Raw genomic sequence first — 20,030 nt, forward strand, 5'->3', positions numbered from 1 at the left:
GATCTAGGCTGCCCGGTGACTGTTCGTCGTCGTTTCGTCGTGGTTTGAGGAGAACGCTCTCGTGCGCGCACTAGTGACCGGCGGCGCCGGTTTCATCGGCTCCACCCTGGTCGACCGGCTCCTGAGGGACGGGCACGAGGTGCACGTCGTGGACGACCTGAGCCGAGGCAAGCGGACCGCGCCCGCCGACCCGGCCACCGCGGACCGGTACGCGTTCTCGCAGGTGGACATCACGTCCCCGGAGCTGGTCGACGTGGTCGCCGCGTTCGCGCCCGAGGTGGTCTTCCACCTGGCCGCGCAGATCGACGTGCGGGTGTCCGTGGCCGAGCCGCTGCTCGACGCCACCAAGAACGTGCTCGGCACGGTGAACCTCGCCGAGGCCGCCCGCCGGGCCGGGGTGCGGAAGGTCGTGTTCGCGTCGTCCGGCGGGTCGATCTACGGCACGCCGGAGGTCCTGCCGGTGACGGAGTCGGTGCCGATCAACCCGAAGTCGCCGTACGCGGCGTCCAAGGTGTCCGGCGAGGTGTACCTGAACACGTACCGGCAGCTGTACGGGCTGGAGTGCACGCACCTGGCGCTGGCGAACGTCTACGGGCCTCGGCAGGACCCGCACGGCGAGGCGGGCGTGGTGGCCATCTTCGCGTCGGCGCTGCTGGCGGGACGGCCCACCAAGGTGTTCGGCGACGGCGGCAACACGCGCGACTACGTGTTCGTGGAGGACGTCGTGGCGGCGTTCGTCGCGGCGTCGGGCGAGGCGGGCGGCGGCCGCCGGTACAACATCGGCACGGCCCACCAGGTGTCGGACCGCGAACTGCACACCCTCGTCGCCCAGGCCGCCGGCGTGCCGGACAACCCGGAGTTCGCCCCGGCCCGTCTCGGTGACCTGCGTGCGTCGGCCATCGACGCCTCGCTGGCGCAGACCGAGCTGGGCTGGAAGCCGGAGGTGGACATCGCCACGGGCGTCCGCCTGACCGTCGACTACTTCCGCTCGACCCAGGCCTGACCCGAGCCCGCAACGCCGGCCCGCGCCTCGAATCAGGGGTCCCCGCCCGGGGGACCCCTGATTCGATCATGCCAGGTGAGACCGACGGTTCGCAGTGGTCGAAGGGCCGCCTGTGGACAACTGCGGTGCCTGTGGGTGATTCAGGCGCTGTGCGCCGGGTCCTCGACGTCCGCCGCGTCCAGGCCCAGGTCCGCGTCGTGCTTGGGCGCCTCGGCGTTGCGCAACGCGATCGCCCGAGCGAGCCGCGCGTACCGCAGCTCCAACTCCTTGAACCGCAGGTACGTGTTGATGGTCGCGAACCCGAACGCCACCACCAGCCCGTACAGCACCAGGTCGGTACCACGCCCGACGCCGACGAACTCGGCCAGCTTGGACACGTCCGTGGGCCGCAGCACGGCGACCGCCGCCAGCACCAGGAACAGGGCGAAACCGATCTTCACACCGGCCGCGGTCTTCGTGGTGCCGTGGTGGCGCAGGAAGAACACCAGCAGTACGACGACCGCGCCGATGAGCAGGAACTGGATCAGCATGTCAGCGCTTGGACCCCGTCTTGAGAGCCGTGTCGAACAGGATGTTCACGCCGTTGATGAGCGACTGGCCCTTGGACATCGAGTACTCCGTGTACAGGATCTCGACCTGTTCCTCGGTGACCCGCCAACCCCGCTGCGAGATCATGTCGACGATCTGCGACGCGTGACCCATGCCGTTCAGCGTGATGCGGAGCTCGTCCGCCACCTTCTTGTTGAACACCCGCAGCCCGTTGTGGGCGTCCGACAGCTTCAGCTTCCGCAGCCGCGGGCTGATCGCGACCACGGTCTTCAGCACCACGCGCTTGATCAGCGGGATGTGGGAGGCGTCGCCCTTGAACCGGGTGCCGACGATGATGTCGACCGGCTCGGCGCGCAGCCGCTCCAGCATCCGCACCACGTCCGCGACCTGGTGCTGGCCGTCGGCGTCGAACGTCACGAAGTACTCGGCGCCGGGCTGCGACCGGGCGTACTCGACCCCCGTCTGGATCGCCGCGCCCTGACCCAGGTTGACCGGGTGCTGCACCAGGTGGGCGCCGGACCCGCGAATCGCATCGGCTGAGCCGTCCCGGCTACCGTCGTCGACGCACACGATGTTCGGGAACGTCTCCAGCGCGTTGCGCACGACGTCGGCGATCACCTGTGCCTCGTTGTAGACGGGCACGACCAGCCACACGTCAGACTGGTCCGCCACAGCGGCCTCCTTGCCGAGTTGCCGAGCGAAATGGGGTGTTGTGCCCGATAAGGCTAGCGCGCCGCACGGCCCGACCCACCCTCGACCAGCATGGCGGAGAACGCCCCGATCGTGCGGTTCCAGGAGAACCGTTCGCGGGTAACCTCGCCCAGCTTGTCGGCGCGCGCCTCGCGTTCCGGGTCGGTGACGGTGGCTTCGAGGGCCGCGGCGAGCGCGCCGGGGTCCCGAGCAGGCACGAGGCGGCCGGTCACGCCGTCGTCGATGATCTCCGCGGTGCCGCCGACGTCGGTGGCCACTACCGCGCGGCCGATGGCCGCCGCCTCCAGCACCGTCGTGGGCAGACCCTCGGTCCAACTGGGATTCACGAACACCGTGCACGCGGCCATCTCGCGCAACGCCGTGTCGTGGTCCACCGCGCCCAGGAACGAAACGTGCTCGCCCAACCCCAGCCGCGCCACCTGCGCGCGCAACTCGGCCGCCGCCGGTCCGTCGCCGCACAGCCGCAGCCGCAGCGGCACGCCCCGGCGGTGCAGTTCGGCGGTCGCGGTGAGCAGGTCCGCCACGCCCTTGCCGTTGATCAACCGACCGACGTAGCAGGCCACGGGCTCCCCGACCGGAGCCGAGGCCACCACACCGTCCGGCAGTTCGATGCCCCGGTACAGCACCCGGGCCTCACGTCCGGCCAGGTCCCGGACGAACCGCGCGGCCGACCGCGACACCGCGACCACGTCGTCCGCCCAGCGCAGCACCGGCTGGCTGGTGATGCGGTCCACGGTGTCGGCGACGAACCGGACGAACCAGTTGCCGCTCTGCACCGGGCTGGACCCGTGCTCGACGTGCAGCCTGCGCACCCGCGCCCGCTTGGCGAACAGCGAGGCCCACAGGTGCGGCCAGTAGAACCGGGTGTGCGTCATCAGCACCGTGTCCGGACCGCACAGCGCCCGCAGCTTCCTGGTGAAACCGGGGTACGGCACGGGGTAGTGCGAGATCACCTCCCGGCCGGGCCAGCGCACGACCGTCCACCGCTCGCCCAACCGCTCCACGCCCGCCGGCGCGCCGACCGCCGACGTGAACACGGTGATCCGCAGGTCGGGGTCGGCTTCGAGCATGCGTCGGTGCAGTTCGTGCGCGTACGCCTCAACCCCACCCTTGTGCGGCGGGTAGTAGACGGGCATGTCGACCAGGTGCACGGCGAAGAATCTAGGGCCTGGCCCGATTTCCGAGCAGGCCGCCCCAGGCGAGGGCGGCGGCGGTCAGCCACGCCAGCGCCATGCCGAACGCGACCCCCATCACGCCCAACCACAGGCCGAGCGCCGCGACCAGGGCGATCTCGGTGACGAACTGGACGGTGCGCACCCGGGGCCCGAGCCACGCCCGGCCGCTGGCCTTGCCCGCCACCAGCGCGGTCTGGGCCGTGGCCAACAGGAAGGCGTACGCCAGCAGCACCAGCACGACCGGCCGCAGACCGTCCCACGGCGTGCCGAGGGCGGCGGTGAGCAGGTCCGCCGGCGCGATCAGGGCCAGGCCCGCGAACACCAGGCTGACCACGGCCGCGAGCCCGGAGACGAGCATCGGCGCCCGCACCACCTCGCGCGCCGACCGCCCGGCCAGGTGCGCGAGCAGCGCGTTGCTGATGCCGATGAACAGCACGGTCAGCGCGGTCACCGGGACCAGCGCCTTGCGCAGCAGGCCGAGCCCGTCGAGGCCGACGATCCACGCCGTCACGCTGAACGTGGCCCACGTGCCCGCGGCGAGGTAGACGGCGTCGATGAGGAACCCGGGCAGCAGCGCCCGCCGGTCCCGCAGCCACCCGCGCACCGCGCCGACCGCGAACGGCCCGCCGGTCAGCCACACGCACGCCACCGTGACCGGCACCGCGCTCAACGCCCACAACAAGTAGGTGGACGACGCGTCCAGTTCGCCCACGAGCACGGTCACGCCGACCGCGCCCAGGAACAGCACCAGCCACGACCCGTCCAGCAGCAGCGCCCGGAACGGCTTCTGCCGCGCGTACGAGACGTACCGGCCGTGGTCGAGCACCGCGGTGAACGGCGAGGCCAACGCCTGGATCAGCAGCAACGTCCGCGCCGGACCGTCCATCAGCAGCCCGACGACCAGGCACACCAGGCCGATCGCCAAGCCCAGCAGCAACGACGTCGCCGCCGCGCCCTTCACCCCGCGCACGTCGCCGTTCGCGACCGCCTTGGACACCAGCAGCGGTTCCGCCGCGACCGCCCGACCCAGGTACCACTGGCCGATCTGCACGATGGCGACCAGCGAGAACACCCCGAACTCGGCGTCCGTGGACACCGGCGCCGCGACCAGCTGCACGGCGAAGGTGATGGCGCTGAAGACCAGCTGGTCGATCGTGACCGCCGACTGGCGCACGGCCGTGCCGGCCAACGCGCGCAGACCGTCGAGCCGTGATCTGTTCGCCACCGTCACGGATGTCCTCTTCTTGGGGGAGCGTTCTGGGGAGCGCGAGAGGGCCTTACTGTACGGCGTCGGCCGATCCCTCCCCGCAGCAGGAGAACCCCATGCCATCGCCGGTGTCCGTGGTGATCCCGTGCGCGCCGAAGGCGGAATTCCTCGCCGAGACGCTGCGCTCGGTCGCCGAGCAGACCCACCAGGACTGGGAAGTGGTGCTGGTCCTCGACGGCGAGTGCGAGCAGAACCGGGCCTCCGCCCGCGTCCTCCCCGACGACCGCGTGCAGGTGCACCTGACGCCCGCGCCGCGCAGCGGTCCCGCCGTTGGCCGCAACATCGGGCTGGAGGCGGCCAAGCACGACCTGGTCGCGTTCCTCGACGCCGACGACCTGTGCCTGCCGAACCGCCTCGCGCACCAGGTCGCCGTGCTGGAGCAGCGTCCCGGCCTCGGCCTGGTCGGCTCGTGGGCGCGCAAGATCGACCCGTCCGGGCAGGTCGTCGGCGAGATGCACTCGGTCATCGGGCCCGAGGTCGCGCGCACCATGCTGCTGTTCAACTGCCTGATCACGTCGACCGTGCTGGTGCGCAAGGAGTTGGCGGCCGAGGCGGGCGGGTTCGACCCGCGCTGCGTGCGGCTGGAGGACTACGACCTGTGGCTGCGCATCATGGCCCGCGCCGACGGCGACGTGCTGCCGGAGGAGCTGGTCGGCTACCGCGTGCACCCCGACCAGTACAGCCGGGGCGCGTTGATGGGGCCCCAGACCAAGTTGTTGCGCCGCAGCAAGCAGGCGCTGGCCAAGCGGATCGGCGTCAGCGGCCTCGGGGTGGCGGCCCGGCACGCGGCGTGGCTCGGCGTGCAGGTCGCGCACCGGCGGTGGTGACGCGCGAGTAGTCTCGCCGTCGCGGCGGCAGGGGAACCGCTCTCGAGACAAAGTGACGGGTTGCTAACGCGATGAGTGCTGCACTGCTGGTGCTGTTGCTGCTCTGGGTCCCGGGTCTGATCTTCGGAGCGGCCATCAGGCTGCGCGGCTGGGTGCTCGCCGCCGCCGCGCCCGCCCTGACCTACGGCCTGGTCTCGATCGGCGGCCTGCTGCTCGGCAAGCTCGGCTTCTCCTGGACGCTCGTCACGTTCGGCGTCTGGACGCTGCTCGCGTCGGCGGTGTTGCTGCTGGTCACGACCCTGATCCAGCGCCGTTGGCCCGCCATTGTGGACACCGACGACAAGATTTCGCGCAACGGTCACCTGGTCGTCGGCGCGGGCTTGGCCATCGGCCTCGCGGTCGGCGCGGTCACGTTCCTGCGCGGTATCGGCACGATGAACCGGCTGGCCCAGGACTGGGACGCGCCGCACCACGGCAACCTGGTCCGCTGGCTCGCCGAGCACCAGACGGCGCTGGTGTCGACCGCGGGCGCCATCGGCAACCAGCCGGAGAACACGAACTACTTCTACCCCGGCACGTACCACGAGCTGCTCGCGCTGCTGCTCGACAAGGCGGGCATCACGCTGCCGGAACTCCTCAACGCCGGCGCGCTGAGCACCGTGCTGGTGTGGCCGGTCGGCATCGCCGCGATGGGCCTGGCGTGGAAGCTGCCCGCCCGCGTGGTCGCGTTCGCCGCCGCCGTGTCCACCTGGTTCTCGCCGTTCCCGTACGACTCGCTGTGGCGCGGTCCGCTGTGGCCGTACGTCGCGGGCGTCGCGCTGCTGCCCGCCCTGCTCGCGCTGGCCACCTACCTGGTCCGGCCGCGCGGCATCACCGGCCCGGTGGCCTTCGCGCTGGCCGGCGCGGCGCTGGTCGGCCTGCAACCGAGCCTCGCGTTCATCGCCGCGGGCCTGCTCGGCGTCATCTTCCTGGCCTGCGTGTTCCGCCTGATCCCGATCGACTGGAAGCGCGCCTGGCCGTCCCTGGTCGGGGTGGTCGTGCTGGGCGGGCTCGCCGCCGCGCCGATCATGCTGCCGTCGATGGGCTCGGCGAGCGGCGTGGCGGCCATGGTGTGGCCGTCGGAGGCCACGCCCGCGGGCGCGTTCGGGCAGATGCTGACGTTCTCCGGGGTGGCCGCCTTCCCGCAGTGGTGGATCGGCCTGCCCGCGCTGCTCGGCATGATCGTGATGGTCAAGCGCGGGCAGATGCTGTGGATGGTCGGCGTGTGGCTGGCGTTCGGCGGCCTGTACGCGGTGACGGTGTCGCTGGAGAGCCCGCTCATCCAGAAGCTGACCGGCGTGTTCTACAACGACCACTGGCGGCTGGCCGTGCTGCTGCCGCTGCCCGGTTCGATCGGGTTCGGCGTGGCCGTGGTCGCGGTCGGCACGTGGCTGGTCAACCGGTACCGCGACCGGGTGCCCGCCCTGGCCCGCGCGCCGTGGGCGCCGGTGGCCGTGAGCCTGGTGTTCTTCCTGCTCATCAGCCTGGTCAGCGGCGCGTACATCGGTCGCAACAGCGCCCGGCTCGGGCAGGCCCACCACGACGGCCCGGTGGTCAGCGAGGCCGAGATCGCCGCGTACCGGTGGCTGGGCGAACGCGTGAAACCGGGTGAGCGGGTGCTCAACGACGTGTTCGACGGAAGCGCGTGGCTGTACGCGGTGGCCGAGGTCGAGCCGGTCGAGTGGACGTTCTACGGCACCCCGGCGGGCACCCCGAACAACTACCTCGTGCGCAACCTCAACAAGATCAACACCGATCCCCGGGTGCGCGAGGACCTGAACGAGCTGAAGGTCCGCTACGTGATCATCGGCAAGGGGTACGTGCGGGCCGACAAGCAGCTCACGCCCGGTCTGGCGAACCTCGACGCGATCCGCGGCTTCCGCCGGGTGTTCAAGAACGAGGGCGCCGCGATCTACGAGATCGAGGGTCAGGAGCACGTCGTGGACCTGGCCGCGACAGCCACGAATCGGTGAGCTTATCCACCCGGTCGGGGCTTGTATCCACCCACAGGGTGTGGACGGTCACAGGACGTCACTACCGTACCCTCGGATGCTGTGAGCTTCGCTGGATTTGACCTGATCGTCGTCGGTTCCGGGTTCTTCGGTCTGACAGTCGCCGAACGCACGGCCACCCAGCTCGACAAGCGCGTGCTGGTCCTGGAACGGCGTGAGCACATCGGCGGCAACGCCTACTCCGAGCCGGAGCCCGAGACGGGCATCGAGGTGCACCGCTACGGCGCGCACCTGTTCCACACGTCCAACAAGCGGGTGTGGGACTACGTCAACCAGTTCACCGAGTTCACCGGCTACCAGCACCGGGTGTTCGCGATGCACGCCGGCCAGGCCTACCAGTTCCCCATGGGCCTCGGCCTGATCTCGCAGTTCGTCGGCCGCTACCTGAGCCCGGAAGAGGCCAGGGCGTGGGTCGCCGAGCAGGCCTCCGAGATCGACTCCAAGGACGCGCAGAACCTGGAGGAGAAGGCGATCTCGCTGATCGGCCGCCCGCTGTACGAGGCGTTCGTCCGCGACTACACCGCCAAGCAGTGGCAGACCGACCCGAAGGAGCTGCCCGCGGCGGTCATCAGCCGCCTGCCGGTGCGCTACACCTTCGACAACCGCTACTTCAACGACACCTACGAGGGCCTGCCCGTCGACGGGTACACCGCGTGGCTGGAGCGGATGGCCGACCACCCGAACATCGAGGTGCGGCTGGGCACGGACTTCTTCGACGTCCGCGACCAGATCCCGGCGGGCACGCCGGTCGTCTACACCGGACCGGTGGACCGCTACTTCGACCACAGCGAAGGCTGGCTCGGGTGGCGCACACTGGACTTCGAGCAGGAAGTCCTGCCCGTCGGCGACTTCCAGGGAACGCCGGTGATGAACTACAACGACGCGGACGTGCCGTACACCCGCATCCACGAGTTCCGGCACTTCCACCCGGAACGGGAGTACCCGTCGGACAAGACGGTCATCGTGCGCGAGTTCTCCCGCGCGGCCGAGAAGGACGACGAGCCGTACTACCCGATCAACACCGCCGAGGACCGGGCGAAGCTGGAGCGGTACCGCGAGCTGGCGAAGCGCGAGGCCGCCGAGCACAACGTCCTGTTCGGTGGTCGACTGGGCACGTACAAGTACCTGGACATGCACATGGCGATCGGTTCGGCCCTGAGCGTGTTCGACAACAAGATCGCCCCGCACCTGACCTCCGGTCGGGCGCTGGACGGTTCGCTGGAGGACTGAGTCGGATATGTCGGGCAACTCCAACCCCGTCGAGCACGGGGCGCCGGAGAAACTGCTGACCCAGCGCGGCCTGTTCGCGGGACCGTCGCCGATCGTCTCGGAGGACCTCTACGCCGAGGTCTCCCGCGGCATCGCCGACCGCGAACGGCACCGCCTCGTGGTGCACCCGCACACGACGGTCACGATGAACACCTACTTCGGGCGCTTCCCCGCCACCTACTGGCAGCGGTGGTGCGTCAGCCCGGAGGTGGAGCTGAGCGTCGACCTGACCGGCTCCGGTCAGGTGTCGATCGTCGCGTCGGACGCCGACGGCGAGACCCGGATGGTCGCCGCCGAGTCCGTCAACGGGGCGAAGTCGCAGGTGGTCAGCCTCTCCGCGAAGATCGACAAGTTCACCGACGGCGGCGGCCTCTGGTTCGACGTCGTCACCGGCGACCAGCAGCTGGTGGTCGAACGGGTCCGCTGGACCGTCGCGCCGCCGAAGCGGGTCAAGCCCACCGCCGTGGTCATCTGCACGTTCAACCGGGTGGAGGACTGCCTCAACACGCTCGCCTCGCTCGCCTCCGACGCGGAGCCGTTGAGCCTGGTCGACGCGATCTACGTGGTGGACCAGGGCAGTGACCCGGTCGAGTCGCGGCCCCGGTTCGCCGAGATCGCCGCTCAGCTCGGGGACAAGCTGCGCTACATCCGCCAGCCCAACCTCGGCGGCGCGGGCGGTTTCACCCGCGGCCTGTACGAGGTGTTCGGGGTCGGCGACACCGAGCACGCCAACGTCCTGTTCATGGACGACGACGTGCTGTGCGAGCCGGAGATCGTGGTCCGGATGACCGCGTTCGCGAACCGCACCGCGCAGCCGGTCATCGTCGGCGGCCAGATGCTGTACCTGCTGCACCCCAACCACCTGCACGTGGGCGCGGAGTTCGCGAACCTCGACACGCTGGCCCCCGGCCAGGTCGTCGACGGCGCCCTGCACGACGCCGACCTCACCGGGTACGACGAGGAGACCGGCAAGAAGAACGTGCAGGACCGCCGGGTCGACGCGGGCTACAACGGCTGGTGGTCGTGCCTCATCCCGTCGGAGATCGTGAAGGCCGTCGGCTACCCGTTGCCGATGTTCTTCCAGTGGGACGACATCGAGTACGGCTACCGCGCGCGGGCCAACGGCTTCGCCACGGTGACCCTGCCCGGCGCCGGCGTGTGGCACGCCGACTTCCACTGGAAGGACTGGGACGACTGGCACCGGTACTTCAACCTGCGCAACGCCCTCATCACCTCGGCGCTGCACGGCCGGTTCAACCCCAAGCGCATCTGCCGCACCATGGCGGGCCAGCTCGCCACCTACCTCGTCGGCATGCAGTACGGCCTGGCGGCGACCCAGCTCAAGGCCATCGAGGACTTCCTCAAGGGCCCGCAGGTGCTGCGTGACGGCGGTGTCGAGGCGGCGTCCGAGATCCGCAAGCTGCGCGCCGAGTTCCCGGAGACCGTCAAGCACCCGGCGTCCGAGGTGCCCGGCATCTCGTCCGGCGACCTGCCGATGATCCCCGCGCCGCCACCGCCGGCGAAGTTCGCGCCGGTGCTCGCCAAGCGCATGGTCAGCCAGTTGCTCGGCCGCACCCCGCACGACGTGGGCGCGGTGCCCGCGGGCGACTCGCAGTGGTGGCACGTGGCGAACTTCAACACCGCGGTGGTGACCGACGCGTCCCAGGAGGGCGTGCGCGTGCGCCGTCGTGACCGCGAGATGGCCATCCGGCTCGGCAAGCAGGGCACCAAGCTGCTCAAGGAGCTGTACCAGCGCGCTCCCGAGTTGCAGCGCGCCTACCGCGAGGCGATGGACGAGCTGACCAGCCGCGACAACTGGCAGCGGTTGTACGACGTGTGATCGACGCGGGGCGGCCGTTCCCGGTCGCCCCGCTCTCGCCCTGCTCTCACCGCGCTTCTCACCGGAGGGACCCCTCGTGGACGCAGTGCACCGGATCATCCTGCCGAGAGACGACGACCCGCTCGACGTCCGGCCGATGTACCTGGACGAGCCGCAGAACGTGCACTGCCAGGTGGGTTCCCGCCGGTGGCTCACCGTGCCCGAACACGCCAAGGTGTCCTTCGCGACGTACTTCAACGCGTTCCCGGCCAGCTACTGGAAGCGGTGGACGGTCGTCGACGAGGTCGTGCTCCGGATGCGGGTGCGCGGCTCCGGCCGGGTCGACGTGTACCGGTCCAAGCCGAGCGGCGACATCGTGCACCTGGAGGGCGAGTTCGTCCGGGACGCGGCCGAGTGGACGTCGCTGGAGTTCGCGGTGTCGCTCAAGCCGTTCGAGGACGGCGGGCTGATCTGGTTCGACGCGTTCACGCACGAGGCCGTGCTGGAGATCCAGGACGCCGAGTGGGCCGTGCGCGAGCCGTTGCCGGTGAAGAAGGTCGCGGTCAGCATCACCACCATGCGCCCGCACGACGCGGTGGCGGCGCTGGGCGCGTTGGGCAGCGACCCGGCCGTGCTCGACGTGGTGGGCAAGGTGTTCGTCGCCGACCAGGGCGCGGTGAAGGTGCGTTCCGTCGCGGGCTTCGCCGAGGCGGCGGCCGGTCTCGGCGACCGGCTGGAGGTCATCGAGCAGGACAACCTGGGCGGTTCCGGCGGGTTCACCCGCGGCATGTTCGAGGCGGTCGAGCACACCGACGCCGACCAGATCATGCTCATGGACGACGACATCCGGCTGGAGCCGGAAGCGGTGCTGCGGTCCAACGCGTTCGCGCGGGCGGCGGCGTCACCGGTCATCGTCGGCAGCCACATGCTGAACCTGCAGGCCAGGACCAGGATCCACAGCACCGCGGAGATCGTGGACCTCGGCACGTGCTTCTGGCGCGCCGCGCCGGGCGCGGTGACCGACCACGACTTCGGTGCGTCGTCACTGCGCGAGACGCCCGCCCTGCACCCGCGCGTGGACGCCACCTACAACGGCTGGTGGATGTGCCTGTTCCCGCGCGAGGTCGTGGAGCGCACCGGCTACCCGCTGCCGCTGTTCATCAAGTGGGACGACGCCGAGTACTCGCTGCGGGCGTTGGAGCACGGGTACCCGACGGTGTCGCTGCCGGGTTCGGCGGTGTGGCACATGCCGTGGACGGACAAGAACGACTCGACCGACTGGCAGGCGTACTTCCACACCCGGAACCGGCTGGTCCTGGCGGCGCTGCACAGCCCGTACGACGTGCGGACCGGGATCGTGAAGCACGGGCTGAAGCTGTCGCTGCGGCACCTGCTGTCGATGGAGTACTCCACGGTGGCCTTGCAGCAGAAGGCGATCGAGGACTTCCTGGACGGACCGGCGGGCCTGTTCGACTCGCTGCGCACGGCGTTGCCGATGGTGCGTGCCCTGCGCGCCGAGTACAGCGACGCCCAGCGCCTGGAGTCGGCCCGCGAGTTCCCGCCACCGACGTTCGACATGGTGCGGGCGGAGGCGCTGCTCCAGCCGTCGAAGAGCAAGGCGACCATCGCGGTGCGGGCGGCGAAGTCCGTGCTGCACAACCTCCGCCCCCCGCAGCCCTCCGCCGGCGACCGACCGCAGCTCAACGTGCCCGCGCTGAACGCCCGGTGGTTCCTGCTGGGCAACCTGGACAGCGCCACCGTGTCCACGGCCGACGGCACCGGCGTCGCGTTCTACAAGCGCGACCCCGACCAGTTCCGCACCCTGATGGCGAGGGCGATCCGCAACTACCGGCGGCTCGGGAAGGAATGGCCTCGGCTGCGCAAGCTGTACCGCGACGCGCTGCCCGAGCTCACGTCCGCCGAGCAGTGGCGGAAGGTCTTCGAGAACCACTGACGCGCCGGCGTCGCCCTTTACTCCGCGTATGCCGGAGGTTCATACTCCATTCGAGGCAACACGCGCTCGTCGTGTGGCGAGCGCCACTGCTCCGGAAGGGGTCGTCATGCGACTTCCGCGGTTCCGGGTCCTCACGTGGCTGACCAGGCCCAAAACCCGTGGCTGCCCGGCTTGTGGTCGTTCGGTCAAACGCGACACGACCGTGTGCACGGGGTGCGGGTACAACTTCGCGTTGGCCGAAGCGCACGACATGCGCGCACACCACTTCCCCACGAACCCGGGGATCAAGCCGTAACGAATTCCGGCTCACTCGAAGTGCGCGGCCACGACGTGGCTGAAGTTCACCACGAACTCCTTGCCGTCGGCGGTCTGGATCGCCTGGGTGTGGCCGTTGCGCACCACCTGGATCAACCGTGATCCGAGATCGGCGGCGGTCTCCGCGGACACCTTGATCGAGATCGGGTTGGAATTCGCCGCCAGGTGCAGCACCAGGGCCGTCTTACGCGCTTCAGAAGTCATGTCGCACAGCCCACCAGCACGGGCCTGACCAGGCAAGGAGGGTTCGCCGTCAGCGATTCCGCGTGAAGCTGAACCGAGCTGAACCCGGCTGAACCCCGGCTGAACCGCCCGGACCTACTTGCGGAAGAAGCGCTCCCGCTGCCCCAACCGCACCAGCTTCAGCCACTCCACGAACGCCTTCGGATCCCGCCGCACCCCGATGAAGTACAGCCCGAACCGGAACGCCTCCAGCAGCCCGAGCTTGCGCATCCCCGGCTGCGACAGCAGGTAACCCCGGTTCCGGTACGTGTAGTACCGCTTCACCGCGTTCTCCGGGTCCTGCGCGTGGAACCGCCCGCCGAGCATCGGCTTGAACTCGTCCGACCCGTCCGGGTGCAGGTAGGCGACCTTCAACGACGTCCCGAACGGCAGCCCGGTCCGCACCAGCCGCCGGTGGATCTCCACCTCGTCACCGCGGAAGAACAGCCGGTAGTCCGGCACACCGATGACGTCGACCGTGGACGCCTTGAACAGCGCCCCGTTGAACAGCGACGCGATCCCCGGCAGGAAATCGGTGCCCAGCTCCGCCGCGCTCCGCTTCCACGTCAACCCGCGACGCAGCGGGAACGCCAGCTTCTCCGGCTGCTCGATGTTCGCCACCACCGGCGAGATGGCGGCCAGGTTGCGCCGCTTCGCCTCCTCCAGCAGCACCGACAGCACGGTCTCGTCCGCGGGCCGCCCGTCGTCGTCGGCCAGCCACAGCCAGTCCGCGCCCAACGAGAGGGCGTGCAGCATCCCCAACGCGAACCCGCCCGCGCCACCGAGGTTGCGGTGCGAGGCCAGGTACGTGGTCGGGATGGGGCACTGCGCGACCAGGTCGTCCACCGGCTGGTCGGGCCCGTTGTCCACGACCACCAGGTGGTCGAGCGGCCGGGTCTGCGACGCCAGCACCTTCAACGAGTCGGCCAGCAGCTCACGCCGGTGCCGGGTCACCACGACCCCGACGACGGAGCCCTGCGGCAGTGCGCTCACCACGCTCACCTACTCGCCACCGTTCCGGCTCAGCACCCTCGGTTGCCCGATCCGCTCCAGCGTCTCCGTGCTGAGGAACTCGTACGGGTCACGCCCCTTGTAGGAGGTGACCACCTCGCGCAGCGATCCGTGCATCTTGACCTGGCCCTCGTCCATCCAGATGGCGGTGCTGCACAGCTCCACCAGGAAGTCGTCCGAGTGCGAGGCGAACACCAGGATGCCCGACCGCTTCACCAGGTCGTTCAGCCGGTCCCGGGCCTTCTCCAGGAACGCCGCGTCGACTGCGCCGATGCCCTCGTCCAAGAGCAGGATCTCCGGGTCGATCGACGTCACCACGCCCAGCGCCAGCCGCACCCGCATACCCGTCGAGTACGTCCGCAGCGGCATCGAGAGGTAGTCGCCCAGTTCGGTGAACTCGGCGATGTCGTCGACCCGCTTCTCCATCTCCTTGCGGCTCATGCCGAGGAACAGACCGCGGATCATGATGTTCTCGTACCCGGAGATCTCCGGGTCCATGCCGACACCCAGGTCGAACACCGGCGCGACCTTGCCGACGATGCGCGAACTGCCCCGCGTGGGCTCGTAGATGCCCGCGAGCAGCCGCAGCAGCGTGGACTTGCCGGCGCCGTTGTGGCCGACCAGGCCGACCCGGTCGCCGTGCCGCAGCGAGATGTTGATGTCGTGCAGCGCTTCGATTATCGGGACGCGGCCCTCAGAGCCGATCTTGCCGCCGACCTTGCCCAGCGCGAGCTTCTTCAGCGACCTCGACTTGGCGTCGAAGATCGGGAAGTCGACCGAGGCGTTCCAAACGTCGATGCTGACCATGATGTGTTTGAGGCCTCACTCAGACCCAGTAGGAGACGCGGGCACGGTAGTTGCGCATGGCGACCAGCGCCAATGCCCAGCCCACGACGGTGAACGAGCCGACGACGACCCAGTGGTGCCAGTCCTGCGTTTGCCCGAGCAGGGGGGCCCGGACGATCTCCACGAAGTGGTAGAGGGGGTTCAGTTCGGCGATCAGCACCCGCCAGCCGCCGTCGCCCTCGCCCTCGCCGCCGGTGACCTTGTTGAGCACACCGACGTGCCAGACGATCGGCGTCATGAAGAAGACCAGGTTGATGAAGCTGTGGATGACCGGCGGGATGTCCCGGAACCGGGTGCTGATGATGCCGAACAGCAGCGCCACCCACACCGCGTTGACCACGACCAGCGCGAAGCCGGGGACCGCCATCAACACCGACCAGGACAGGCCCGGGTGCACGACCTTGTCGCCTTCCATCGTGTACTGCTCGGTGAGCGCCGGGAAGAAGATGATGAGAACGATGAAGTAGACGACGAGGTTGTGCGCGAAGAACAGCACCTGGCGCCACACCATGCGTAGGACGTGCACGGTGATCGGCGACGGCAGGTGCTTGATCAGCCCCTCGTTGTCGATGAACACCCCGGTGCCCTCGGTGACCACGCCGAGGATGAAGTTCCAGATGATGAACCCGGCCGTCACGTACGGCAGGAACGTGGCCAGTTCCTGGTTGAAGAGCTGCGAGTACAGCAGACCGAGCGCGAGCGCCGTGGTGCCCATGGAGATCGTGATCCAGAGCGGGCCGATCACCGAGCGGCGGTAGCGCTGCTTGATGTCCTGCCAGCCCAGGTGTGCCCACAGCTCGCGCTGGTGCCAGGCGTCGCGGAGGTCGGCGAACGCGCGCGCGAACGTGCGCGAGTTGGGCGCGAGGGGAGCCGCTGGTCGGTCGACCGTACTCGTGGGTTGCACGAGGGTTGAGACTACCGGCGACGGGGTGGTGCGGCTGTCGCCGGGCCGTCACGTTGAGGTCAACCCCCTACCGTGCACGCTCCCAGCCCCGTCGCCGCCATGGCACCTGTTCGTGGTCGGGTGCGCACGCGGCGTAGTCGCGGCTGGTCGGCGGCTTCCCGGTTGTCCACAGGTCGGACTCGGCCACCCCGAATCGTCGGTCCGTTCTGGCAGGATCAAAAACAGGGATCCCCTGGTCGGGGACCCCTGCGAAGCGCGTTCAGGGCGTGTCGCCGATCACCGACCACCTGTCGTCGACCGCCGCACCGCCCGCCTGTCGCCGGCCGTCTGTCACAGGTACTGGCCGGTGCCCCGGACGTGCGGCGTCTCCGAACCGTCACCGGAGCCGGTACCGGCGGGCAGGGCGCGGCCGCGCATCTGCTCCAGCTGCACCCGCGCCGCCATCTGCTGCGCGAACAGCGCGGTCTGGATGCCGTGGAACAGGCCCTCCAGCCAGCCGACCAGCTGGGCCTGGGCGATCCGCAGCTCCGCGTCCGAGGGGGTGCCCTCCTCGGTGAACGGCAGCGACAGCCGCTCCAGCTCATCCCGCAGCTCCGGCGCGAGCCCGTCCTCCAGCTCGTCGATCGACCGCTTGTGGATCTCTTTGAGCCGGTTCCGGCTGGCCTCGTCCAGAGGTGCCGCGCGCACCTCCTCCAGCAGCTGCTTGATCATCGTGCCGATGCGCATGACCTTCGCCGGCTGCTCGACCATGTCCGTGACGTCCTGGCCGCCCGCGTCATCACCCGCCGGCACCCGTGCGGTGCCGACCGGCTTGCCGTCGGGGCCTACCACGACCACGTGCCGCTCGTTGTCCACCTGATCACCTCGGGCTGGCTCGCTCATACCCCCCATCCTGGCCCGATCGGGTGGCGCACGCCTCACCGGGTCACGGATCGGGTGGCAAACCCGCGGCCCCTGCTGTCGCGCGCGCTGGCGTCCTCCGTACGGTGTGCGGCATGGCGTTCGACGTCGCCCGGGTCCGTGGGCTGTTCCCCGCGCTCGGCGACGGCTGGGTTCACCTGGACGCTCCTGCAGGGATGCAAGTACCCGAACAGGTGGCCACGGCCGTCTCCACCGCGCTGCGCGCACCCGTCTCCGGGCCGGGTGGCATATTCCCGGCTTCGCAACGCGCCGAGGCCATCGTCGACGCGGCCCGGCGGGCCGTGGCGGACCTGGTCGGCGCCGATCCGGCCGGTGTCGTGCTCGGACCCAGCTCGGCGGTGCTGCTGCAACGGCTGGCCGACGCGTTGTCCGAGGGCTGGTTCCTGGGTGACGAGGTCGTGGTGTCGCGGCTGGACCACCCGGCGAACATCGCGCCGTGGCAGCGGGCGGCGCAGCGCACCGGCAGCGTGGTGCGGTGGGCCGAGGTCGACATCGAGACGTGCGAGCTGCCCGCGTGGCAGTACGACGAGCTGGTCACGCAGAAGTGCAAGCTGGTCGCCGTCACGGCCGCGTCCGGTTCCGTCGGCACCCGCCCCGACCTGCGCAAGATCGCCGAAGCCGCCCGCCGCACGGACGCGCTGGTCGTGGTGGACGCCTCCTCCGCCGCGCCGTTCGTGCCGCTCGACATCACGTCGATGGACGCCGACGTGGTGGCCGTGTCGGCGAACAACTGGGGCGGCCCGCCCGTCGGCGCCCTGGTGTTCCGGGACCCGTCGATGCTGGACCTGATGCCGTCGGTGGCCGTCGAGCCCGGCGCGCGCGGCCCGGAGCGGCTGGAACTGGGCCCGCACGCCTACCCGCTGCTGGCCGGTCTGGTCGCGTCGGTGGAGTACCTGGCCGGGTTGGACGACGCCTCGGTGGGCCCGCGCCGTGAGCGGGTCCTCACCTCACTGGGTTCGGTGAAGGCCTATCAGGCGGGACTTCTGGCTAATCTCATCAACGAACTGCGATCGCTCCGTCACGTCATGGTGATCGGCGACGCCATGCGGCGGGTGCCCGCGCTGGCGTTCACGGTGGCCGGCGTGAAGGCGACCGACGGCGTCGAGCACCTGTCCGAGCGCGGCGTGTGCGCGTTCGCCGACTCGGGGCAGCACGGCGTCTTCTCGGTGCTGGGGGTGGGCGAGGTCGGCGGAGCGATCCGCGTCGGCCTGGCGCACTACACGAACGCGGTGGAAGTGGACGAGCTCGTGCGGGCGGTCGCCGAGCTGGGGTGAACTGGGGGTTGGGTGGACGACCTGCTGTCGCGGGAGCTCGCCGATCTCGCCGCACTGCACCGCCTCGCACCCCTGATGTCGGAGTACCTGCCCACCACGGCCCACGAGCTGCGCCCGGCCGCACTGGCGGCCGTCATCGACGAGGTGCTGCTCGGCTCCCGAACCGTGATGGTCGAGTGCGGGTGCGGCGCGTCCTCCGTCCTCCTGGCACGGCTGCTGGCCCGACGCGGTTTCGGGCACCTGCTGTCCGTCGAGCACGACGAGCGCACGGCGGCGTTCGTCGCCAGCCAACTGCGCCGAGAGGGCCTCGGCCACGTCGCCCGCGTCGTCCACGCACCCCTGACCCCGCACCCGGCGGCCCTCGGCAACGCCCACTGGTACCACCCGCAACTCGTGCACGACGAGGTGTCGGCGTACGTGGAGCGGTACGGCCTGGTGGACTTGCTGCTGGTCGACGGCCCGTTGTTAGGCGACGCGAGGTACCCGGCGCTCCCCGTCTTCCGCGGCGTGCTCGCACCGGGCGCGGCGGTCCTCGTGGACGACGCCGAACGCCCCGGCGAGCAGACCGTGCTGGTCCGGTGGGCCGAGGAGTTCGCGCTGCGCTTCCGCACCACCCCCCGAACCTTCCTCGCCACCGCGACCGCATTGGACTGACGTGACCCCGGAACTGATCAGCCTGCTCGACGCGCAGCGGGAGCTCACCGAAGACCTGCCCTACGACCTGCTCGGGGTGCGCAAACCCAAGCTGGTGCAGGTGTACGTGCGGCAGGCGGTGCGCGGGCAGGCCGAGGACGACTCGTCGGCGGTCGAGCGTCCGGCAGGTGCGGCGCGGCGTCGACTACCGGATCGTGGTGACGACCAGGCAGCCCGCGGACGCCTCGCTGGACCCGCTGCACGAGGCGGGGTTGGCGTTCTGCGGCATCCAGCCGTTCGGCCGGGAGGAGCTGGTCGAGTTCGCGCAGGCCTGGTTCCGCGCCCAGGACCCGCGCACGGCCACCGAACGCGCGGCCGACTTCGTCCGCCAGACCTCCGACGGCCGGCTGCGCGAGCTGGTGCGCAACCCGCTGCTGGCCGCCATCGCCGCCATCACCTACACCCGCGCCCCGAGCAGGCCCTTGCCCGCCAACCGGGTCGATCTCTACGGCGGGTTCGTGAAGGCCCTGCTCGACGGCGGCGGCCGCAACGTCCAGGCCGAACTGCGCTGCGTGCTGGCCGACCGCCCGGCACGGCTGGAGCTGGCCCAGTGGCTGGCCGACCGGCGCACCGCCCTGATCCACCATGTGTTGTGGGCCGCGCGCCGGCTCCTGGCGTTCGACCCGGCGGCGGCCGGCGCGCTGGCTCGGAAAGTCCTGCTGACCGGCGCGGACGTGGCCGGCGCTGCTTCGGTCCTGTTCCAGGTCGAGGGTTCGGAGGCGGTGCACCAGGTGCGGGACGTGCTGGACCGCGACCGCGAGGGCCGACGTGCCGGGGACCTGCTCATGGTGGCCGAGGAGTTCGCCGATAACCAACAGCCCGAGGACGCCGTGCTGCCGGCTGGTGGTGTCCTGGAGGACCCGGAGTCCGACGCGTGGGACTTCGCCGGCGCGGCCAAGGTGCTGCTGGACAACGGCGCGAAGCCCGTCGACTGGGTGCTCCGGGCCGTCGAGGGCAGGTCGGAGGCGCATCGGGCCAGGCTCGCGGAAGTCCTCTGCGAGATCGGGCACGGCCCTCATGCGGCCGAACTGGTCCGGGGCCTGCTGCGGTCGCCGCGGTTCGACGTGTCCGAGGTGGCCGAGCCGATCGGCTACCTGTTGACGGCGGGCGAACGGGCGGCGGCATTCGCGCTCGCGCGGGACGCCCTGCTCGCCGGTGGTGGACCCGACGCGGTGGAGTGCTGGTTGGACCTGGGTGGTGACGCGTCCACGGCCGTTGC

At 70.3% G+C, this 20,030-nt stretch carries 18 protein-coding genes; 9 read left to right on the forward strand and 9 right to left on the reverse strand.

Translation table 11 applies throughout. The features are described from left to right. Nucleotides 1-61: 61 nt before the first annotated feature. The gene (locus FM051_RS34105; protein WP_158850683.1) at nucleotides 62-1,003 is read left to right on the forward strand and encodes an NAD-dependent epimerase/dehydratase family protein; all 942 of its coding nucleotides are present in this window, start codon (nucleotides 62-64) and stop codon (nucleotides 1,001-1,003) included. Between the two features lie 140 nt (nucleotides 1,004-1,143). Here FM051_RS34105 and FM051_RS34110 read toward each other — a convergent pair whose 3' ends face one another. The 4 genes from FM051_RS34110 to FM051_RS34125 are packed head-to-tail and all read right to left on the reverse strand — an operon-like array spanning nucleotide 1,144 to nucleotide 4,663. Then, nucleotides 1,144-1,533: a DUF2304 domain-containing protein gene (locus tag FM051_RS34110; RefSeq protein ID WP_202919159.1), complete on the reverse strand. Its 390-nt coding sequence runs from the start codon at nucleotides 1,531-1,533 to the stop codon at nucleotides 1,144-1,146. 1 nt (nucleotide 1,534) lies between these two features. Further along, nucleotides 1,535-2,224: a glycosyltransferase family 2 protein gene (locus FM051_RS34115; protein ID WP_158850685.1), complete on the reverse strand. Its 690-nt coding sequence runs from the start codon at nucleotides 2,222-2,224 to the stop codon at nucleotides 1,535-1,537. A gap of 53 nt (nucleotides 2,225-2,277) precedes the next feature. Further along, complete coding sequence (locus FM051_RS34120; RefSeq protein ID WP_158850687.1) at nucleotides 2,278-3,414, reverse strand: glycosyltransferase family 4 protein; 1,137 nt, start codon at nucleotides 3,412-3,414, stop codon at nucleotides 2,278-2,280. Between the two features lie 10 nt (nucleotides 3,415-3,424). Further along, entirely contained in the window at nucleotides 3,425-4,663 is a 1,239-nt protein-coding gene (locus tag FM051_RS34125; protein WP_158850689.1) for an MATE family efflux transporter, read from the reverse strand. 98 nt (nucleotides 4,664-4,761) lie between these two features. On the opposite strand from FM051_RS34125, the gene FM051_RS34130 reads away from it, so the two are divergent. From FM051_RS34130 to FM051_RS34155, 6 genes are all read left to right on the forward strand, one after another. Continuing rightward, on the forward strand, nucleotides 4,762-5,532 hold the full coding sequence (locus FM051_RS34130; RefSeq protein WP_158850691.1) for a glycosyltransferase: 771 nt from the start codon (nucleotides 4,762-4,764) through the stop codon (nucleotides 5,530-5,532). Nucleotides 5,533-5,603: 71 nt separating this feature from the next. Then, nucleotides 5,604-7,544 (forward strand): DUF6541 family protein, encoded by a 1,941-nt coding sequence (locus FM051_RS34135; protein ID WP_158850693.1) that lies wholly within the window; start codon nucleotides 5,604-5,606, stop codon nucleotides 7,542-7,544. An 81-nt stretch (nucleotides 7,545-7,625) separates the two neighbouring features. After that, the gene (glf, locus tag FM051_RS34140; protein ID WP_158850695.1) at nucleotides 7,626-8,813 is read left to right on the forward strand and encodes a UDP-galactopyranose mutase; all 1,188 of its coding nucleotides are present in this window, start codon (nucleotides 7,626-7,628) and stop codon (nucleotides 8,811-8,813) included. A 7-nt stretch (nucleotides 8,814-8,820) separates the two neighbouring features. Next, the gene (locus FM051_RS34145) at nucleotides 8,821-10,692 is read left to right on the forward strand and encodes a glycosyltransferase (protein ID WP_158850697.1); all 1,872 of its coding nucleotides are present in this window, start codon (nucleotides 8,821-8,823) and stop codon (nucleotides 10,690-10,692) included. A gap of 76 nt (nucleotides 10,693-10,768) precedes the next feature. Beyond that, nucleotides 10,769-12,625 carry a glycosyltransferase gene (locus FM051_RS34150; protein WP_238412849.1) on the forward strand — a complete coding sequence of 619 codons (1,857 nt, stop codon included), beginning with the start codon at nucleotides 10,769-10,771 and terminating at the stop codon, nucleotides 12,623-12,625. Nucleotides 12,626-12,731: 106 nt separating this feature from the next. Then, nucleotides 12,732-12,920, forward strand: a complete 189-nt coding sequence (locus FM051_RS34155; protein ID WP_158850699.1) for a hypothetical protein — start codon at nucleotides 12,732-12,734, stop codon at nucleotides 12,918-12,920. A gap of 11 nt (nucleotides 12,921-12,931) precedes the next feature. On the opposite strand, the gene FM051_RS34160 is transcribed toward FM051_RS34155, so the two are convergent. The 5 genes from FM051_RS34160 to FM051_RS34180 form a co-directional block, all read right to left on the reverse strand. Next, entirely contained in the window at nucleotides 12,932-13,144 is a 213-nt protein-coding gene (locus FM051_RS34160) for a hypothetical protein (RefSeq protein WP_158850701.1), read from the reverse strand. Between the two features lie 114 nt (nucleotides 13,145-13,258). After that, the gene (gene glfT1 / locus FM051_RS34165; protein ID WP_162470767.1) at nucleotides 13,259-14,155 is read right to left on the reverse strand and encodes a galactofuranosyltransferase GlfT1; all 897 of its coding nucleotides are present in this window, start codon (nucleotides 14,153-14,155) and stop codon (nucleotides 13,259-13,261) included. Nucleotides 14,156-14,164: 9 nt separating this feature from the next. Beyond that, the gene (gene wzt, locus FM051_RS34170; protein ID WP_158850705.1) at nucleotides 14,165-14,980 is read right to left on the reverse strand and encodes a galactan export ABC transporter ATP-binding subunit Wzt/RfbE; all 816 of its coding nucleotides are present in this window, start codon (nucleotides 14,978-14,980) and stop codon (nucleotides 14,165-14,167) included. A 19-nt stretch (nucleotides 14,981-14,999) separates the two neighbouring features. After that, nucleotides 15,000-15,923, reverse strand: coding sequence for a galactan export ABC transporter permease subunit Wzm/RfbD (gene wzm, locus FM051_RS34175; RefSeq protein ID WP_158850707.1), 924 nt, complete (start codon nucleotides 15,921-15,923; stop codon nucleotides 15,000-15,002). Nucleotides 15,924-16,253: 330 nt separating this feature from the next. After that, the gene (locus FM051_RS34180; protein ID WP_158850709.1) at nucleotides 16,254-16,805 is read right to left on the reverse strand and encodes a bacterial proteasome activator family protein; all 552 of its coding nucleotides are present in this window, start codon (nucleotides 16,803-16,805) and stop codon (nucleotides 16,254-16,256) included. Nucleotides 16,806-16,918: 113 nt separating this feature from the next. On the opposite strand from FM051_RS34180, the gene FM051_RS34185 reads away from it, so the two are divergent. Then, nucleotides 16,919-18,118, forward strand: a complete 1,200-nt coding sequence (locus FM051_RS34185; protein WP_158850711.1) for a cysteine desulfurase-like protein — start codon at nucleotides 16,919-16,921, stop codon at nucleotides 18,116-18,118. 12 nt (nucleotides 18,119-18,130) lie between these two features. Next, entirely contained in the window at nucleotides 18,131-18,772 is a 642-nt protein-coding gene (locus FM051_RS34190) for a class I SAM-dependent methyltransferase (RefSeq protein WP_158850713.1), read from the forward strand. The last annotated feature ends 1,258 nt before the right edge of the window (nucleotides 18,773-20,030 follow it).

It is taken from the genome of Saccharothrix deserti (assembly GCF_009769385.1).
GTDB classification, from domain to species: domain Bacteria; phylum Actinomycetota; class Actinomycetes; order Mycobacteriales; family Pseudonocardiaceae; genus Actinosynnema; species Actinosynnema deserti.

Coding starts and splice junctions, on each gene's coding strand:
- FM051_RS34110 (WP_202919159.1), bottom strand. CDS start 1,533: ATGCTGATCCAGTTCCTGCTCATCGGCGCGGTCGTCGTACTGCTGGTG.
- FM051_RS34130 (WP_158850691.1), top strand. CDS start 4,762: ATGCCATCGCCGGTGTCCGTGGTGATCCCGTGCGCGCCGAAGGCGGAA.
- FM051_RS34135 (WP_158850693.1), top strand. CDS start 5,604: ATGAGTGCTGCACTGCTGGTGCTGTTGCTGCTCTGGGTCCCGGGTCTG.
- FM051_RS34145 (WP_158850697.1), top strand. CDS start 8,821: ATGTCGGGCAACTCCAACCCCGTCGAGCACGGGGCGCCGGAGAAACTG.
- FM051_RS34155 (WP_158850699.1), top strand. CDS start 12,732: ATGCGACTTCCGCGGTTCCGGGTCCTCACGTGGCTGACCAGGCCCAAA.
- FM051_RS34160 (WP_158850701.1), bottom strand. CDS start 13,144: ATGACTTCTGAAGCGCGTAAGACGGCCCTGGTGCTGCACCTGGCGGCG.
- wzt (WP_158850705.1), bottom strand. CDS start 14,980: ATGGTCAGCATCGACGTTTGGAACGCCTCGGTCGACTTCCCGATCTTC.
- FM051_RS34180 (WP_158850709.1), bottom strand. CDS start 16,805: ATGAGCGAGCCAGCCCGAGGTGATCAGGTGGACAACGAGCGGCACGTG.
- FM051_RS34185 (WP_158850711.1), top strand. CDS start 16,919: ATGGCGTTCGACGTCGCCCGGGTCCGTGGGCTGTTCCCCGCGCTCGGC.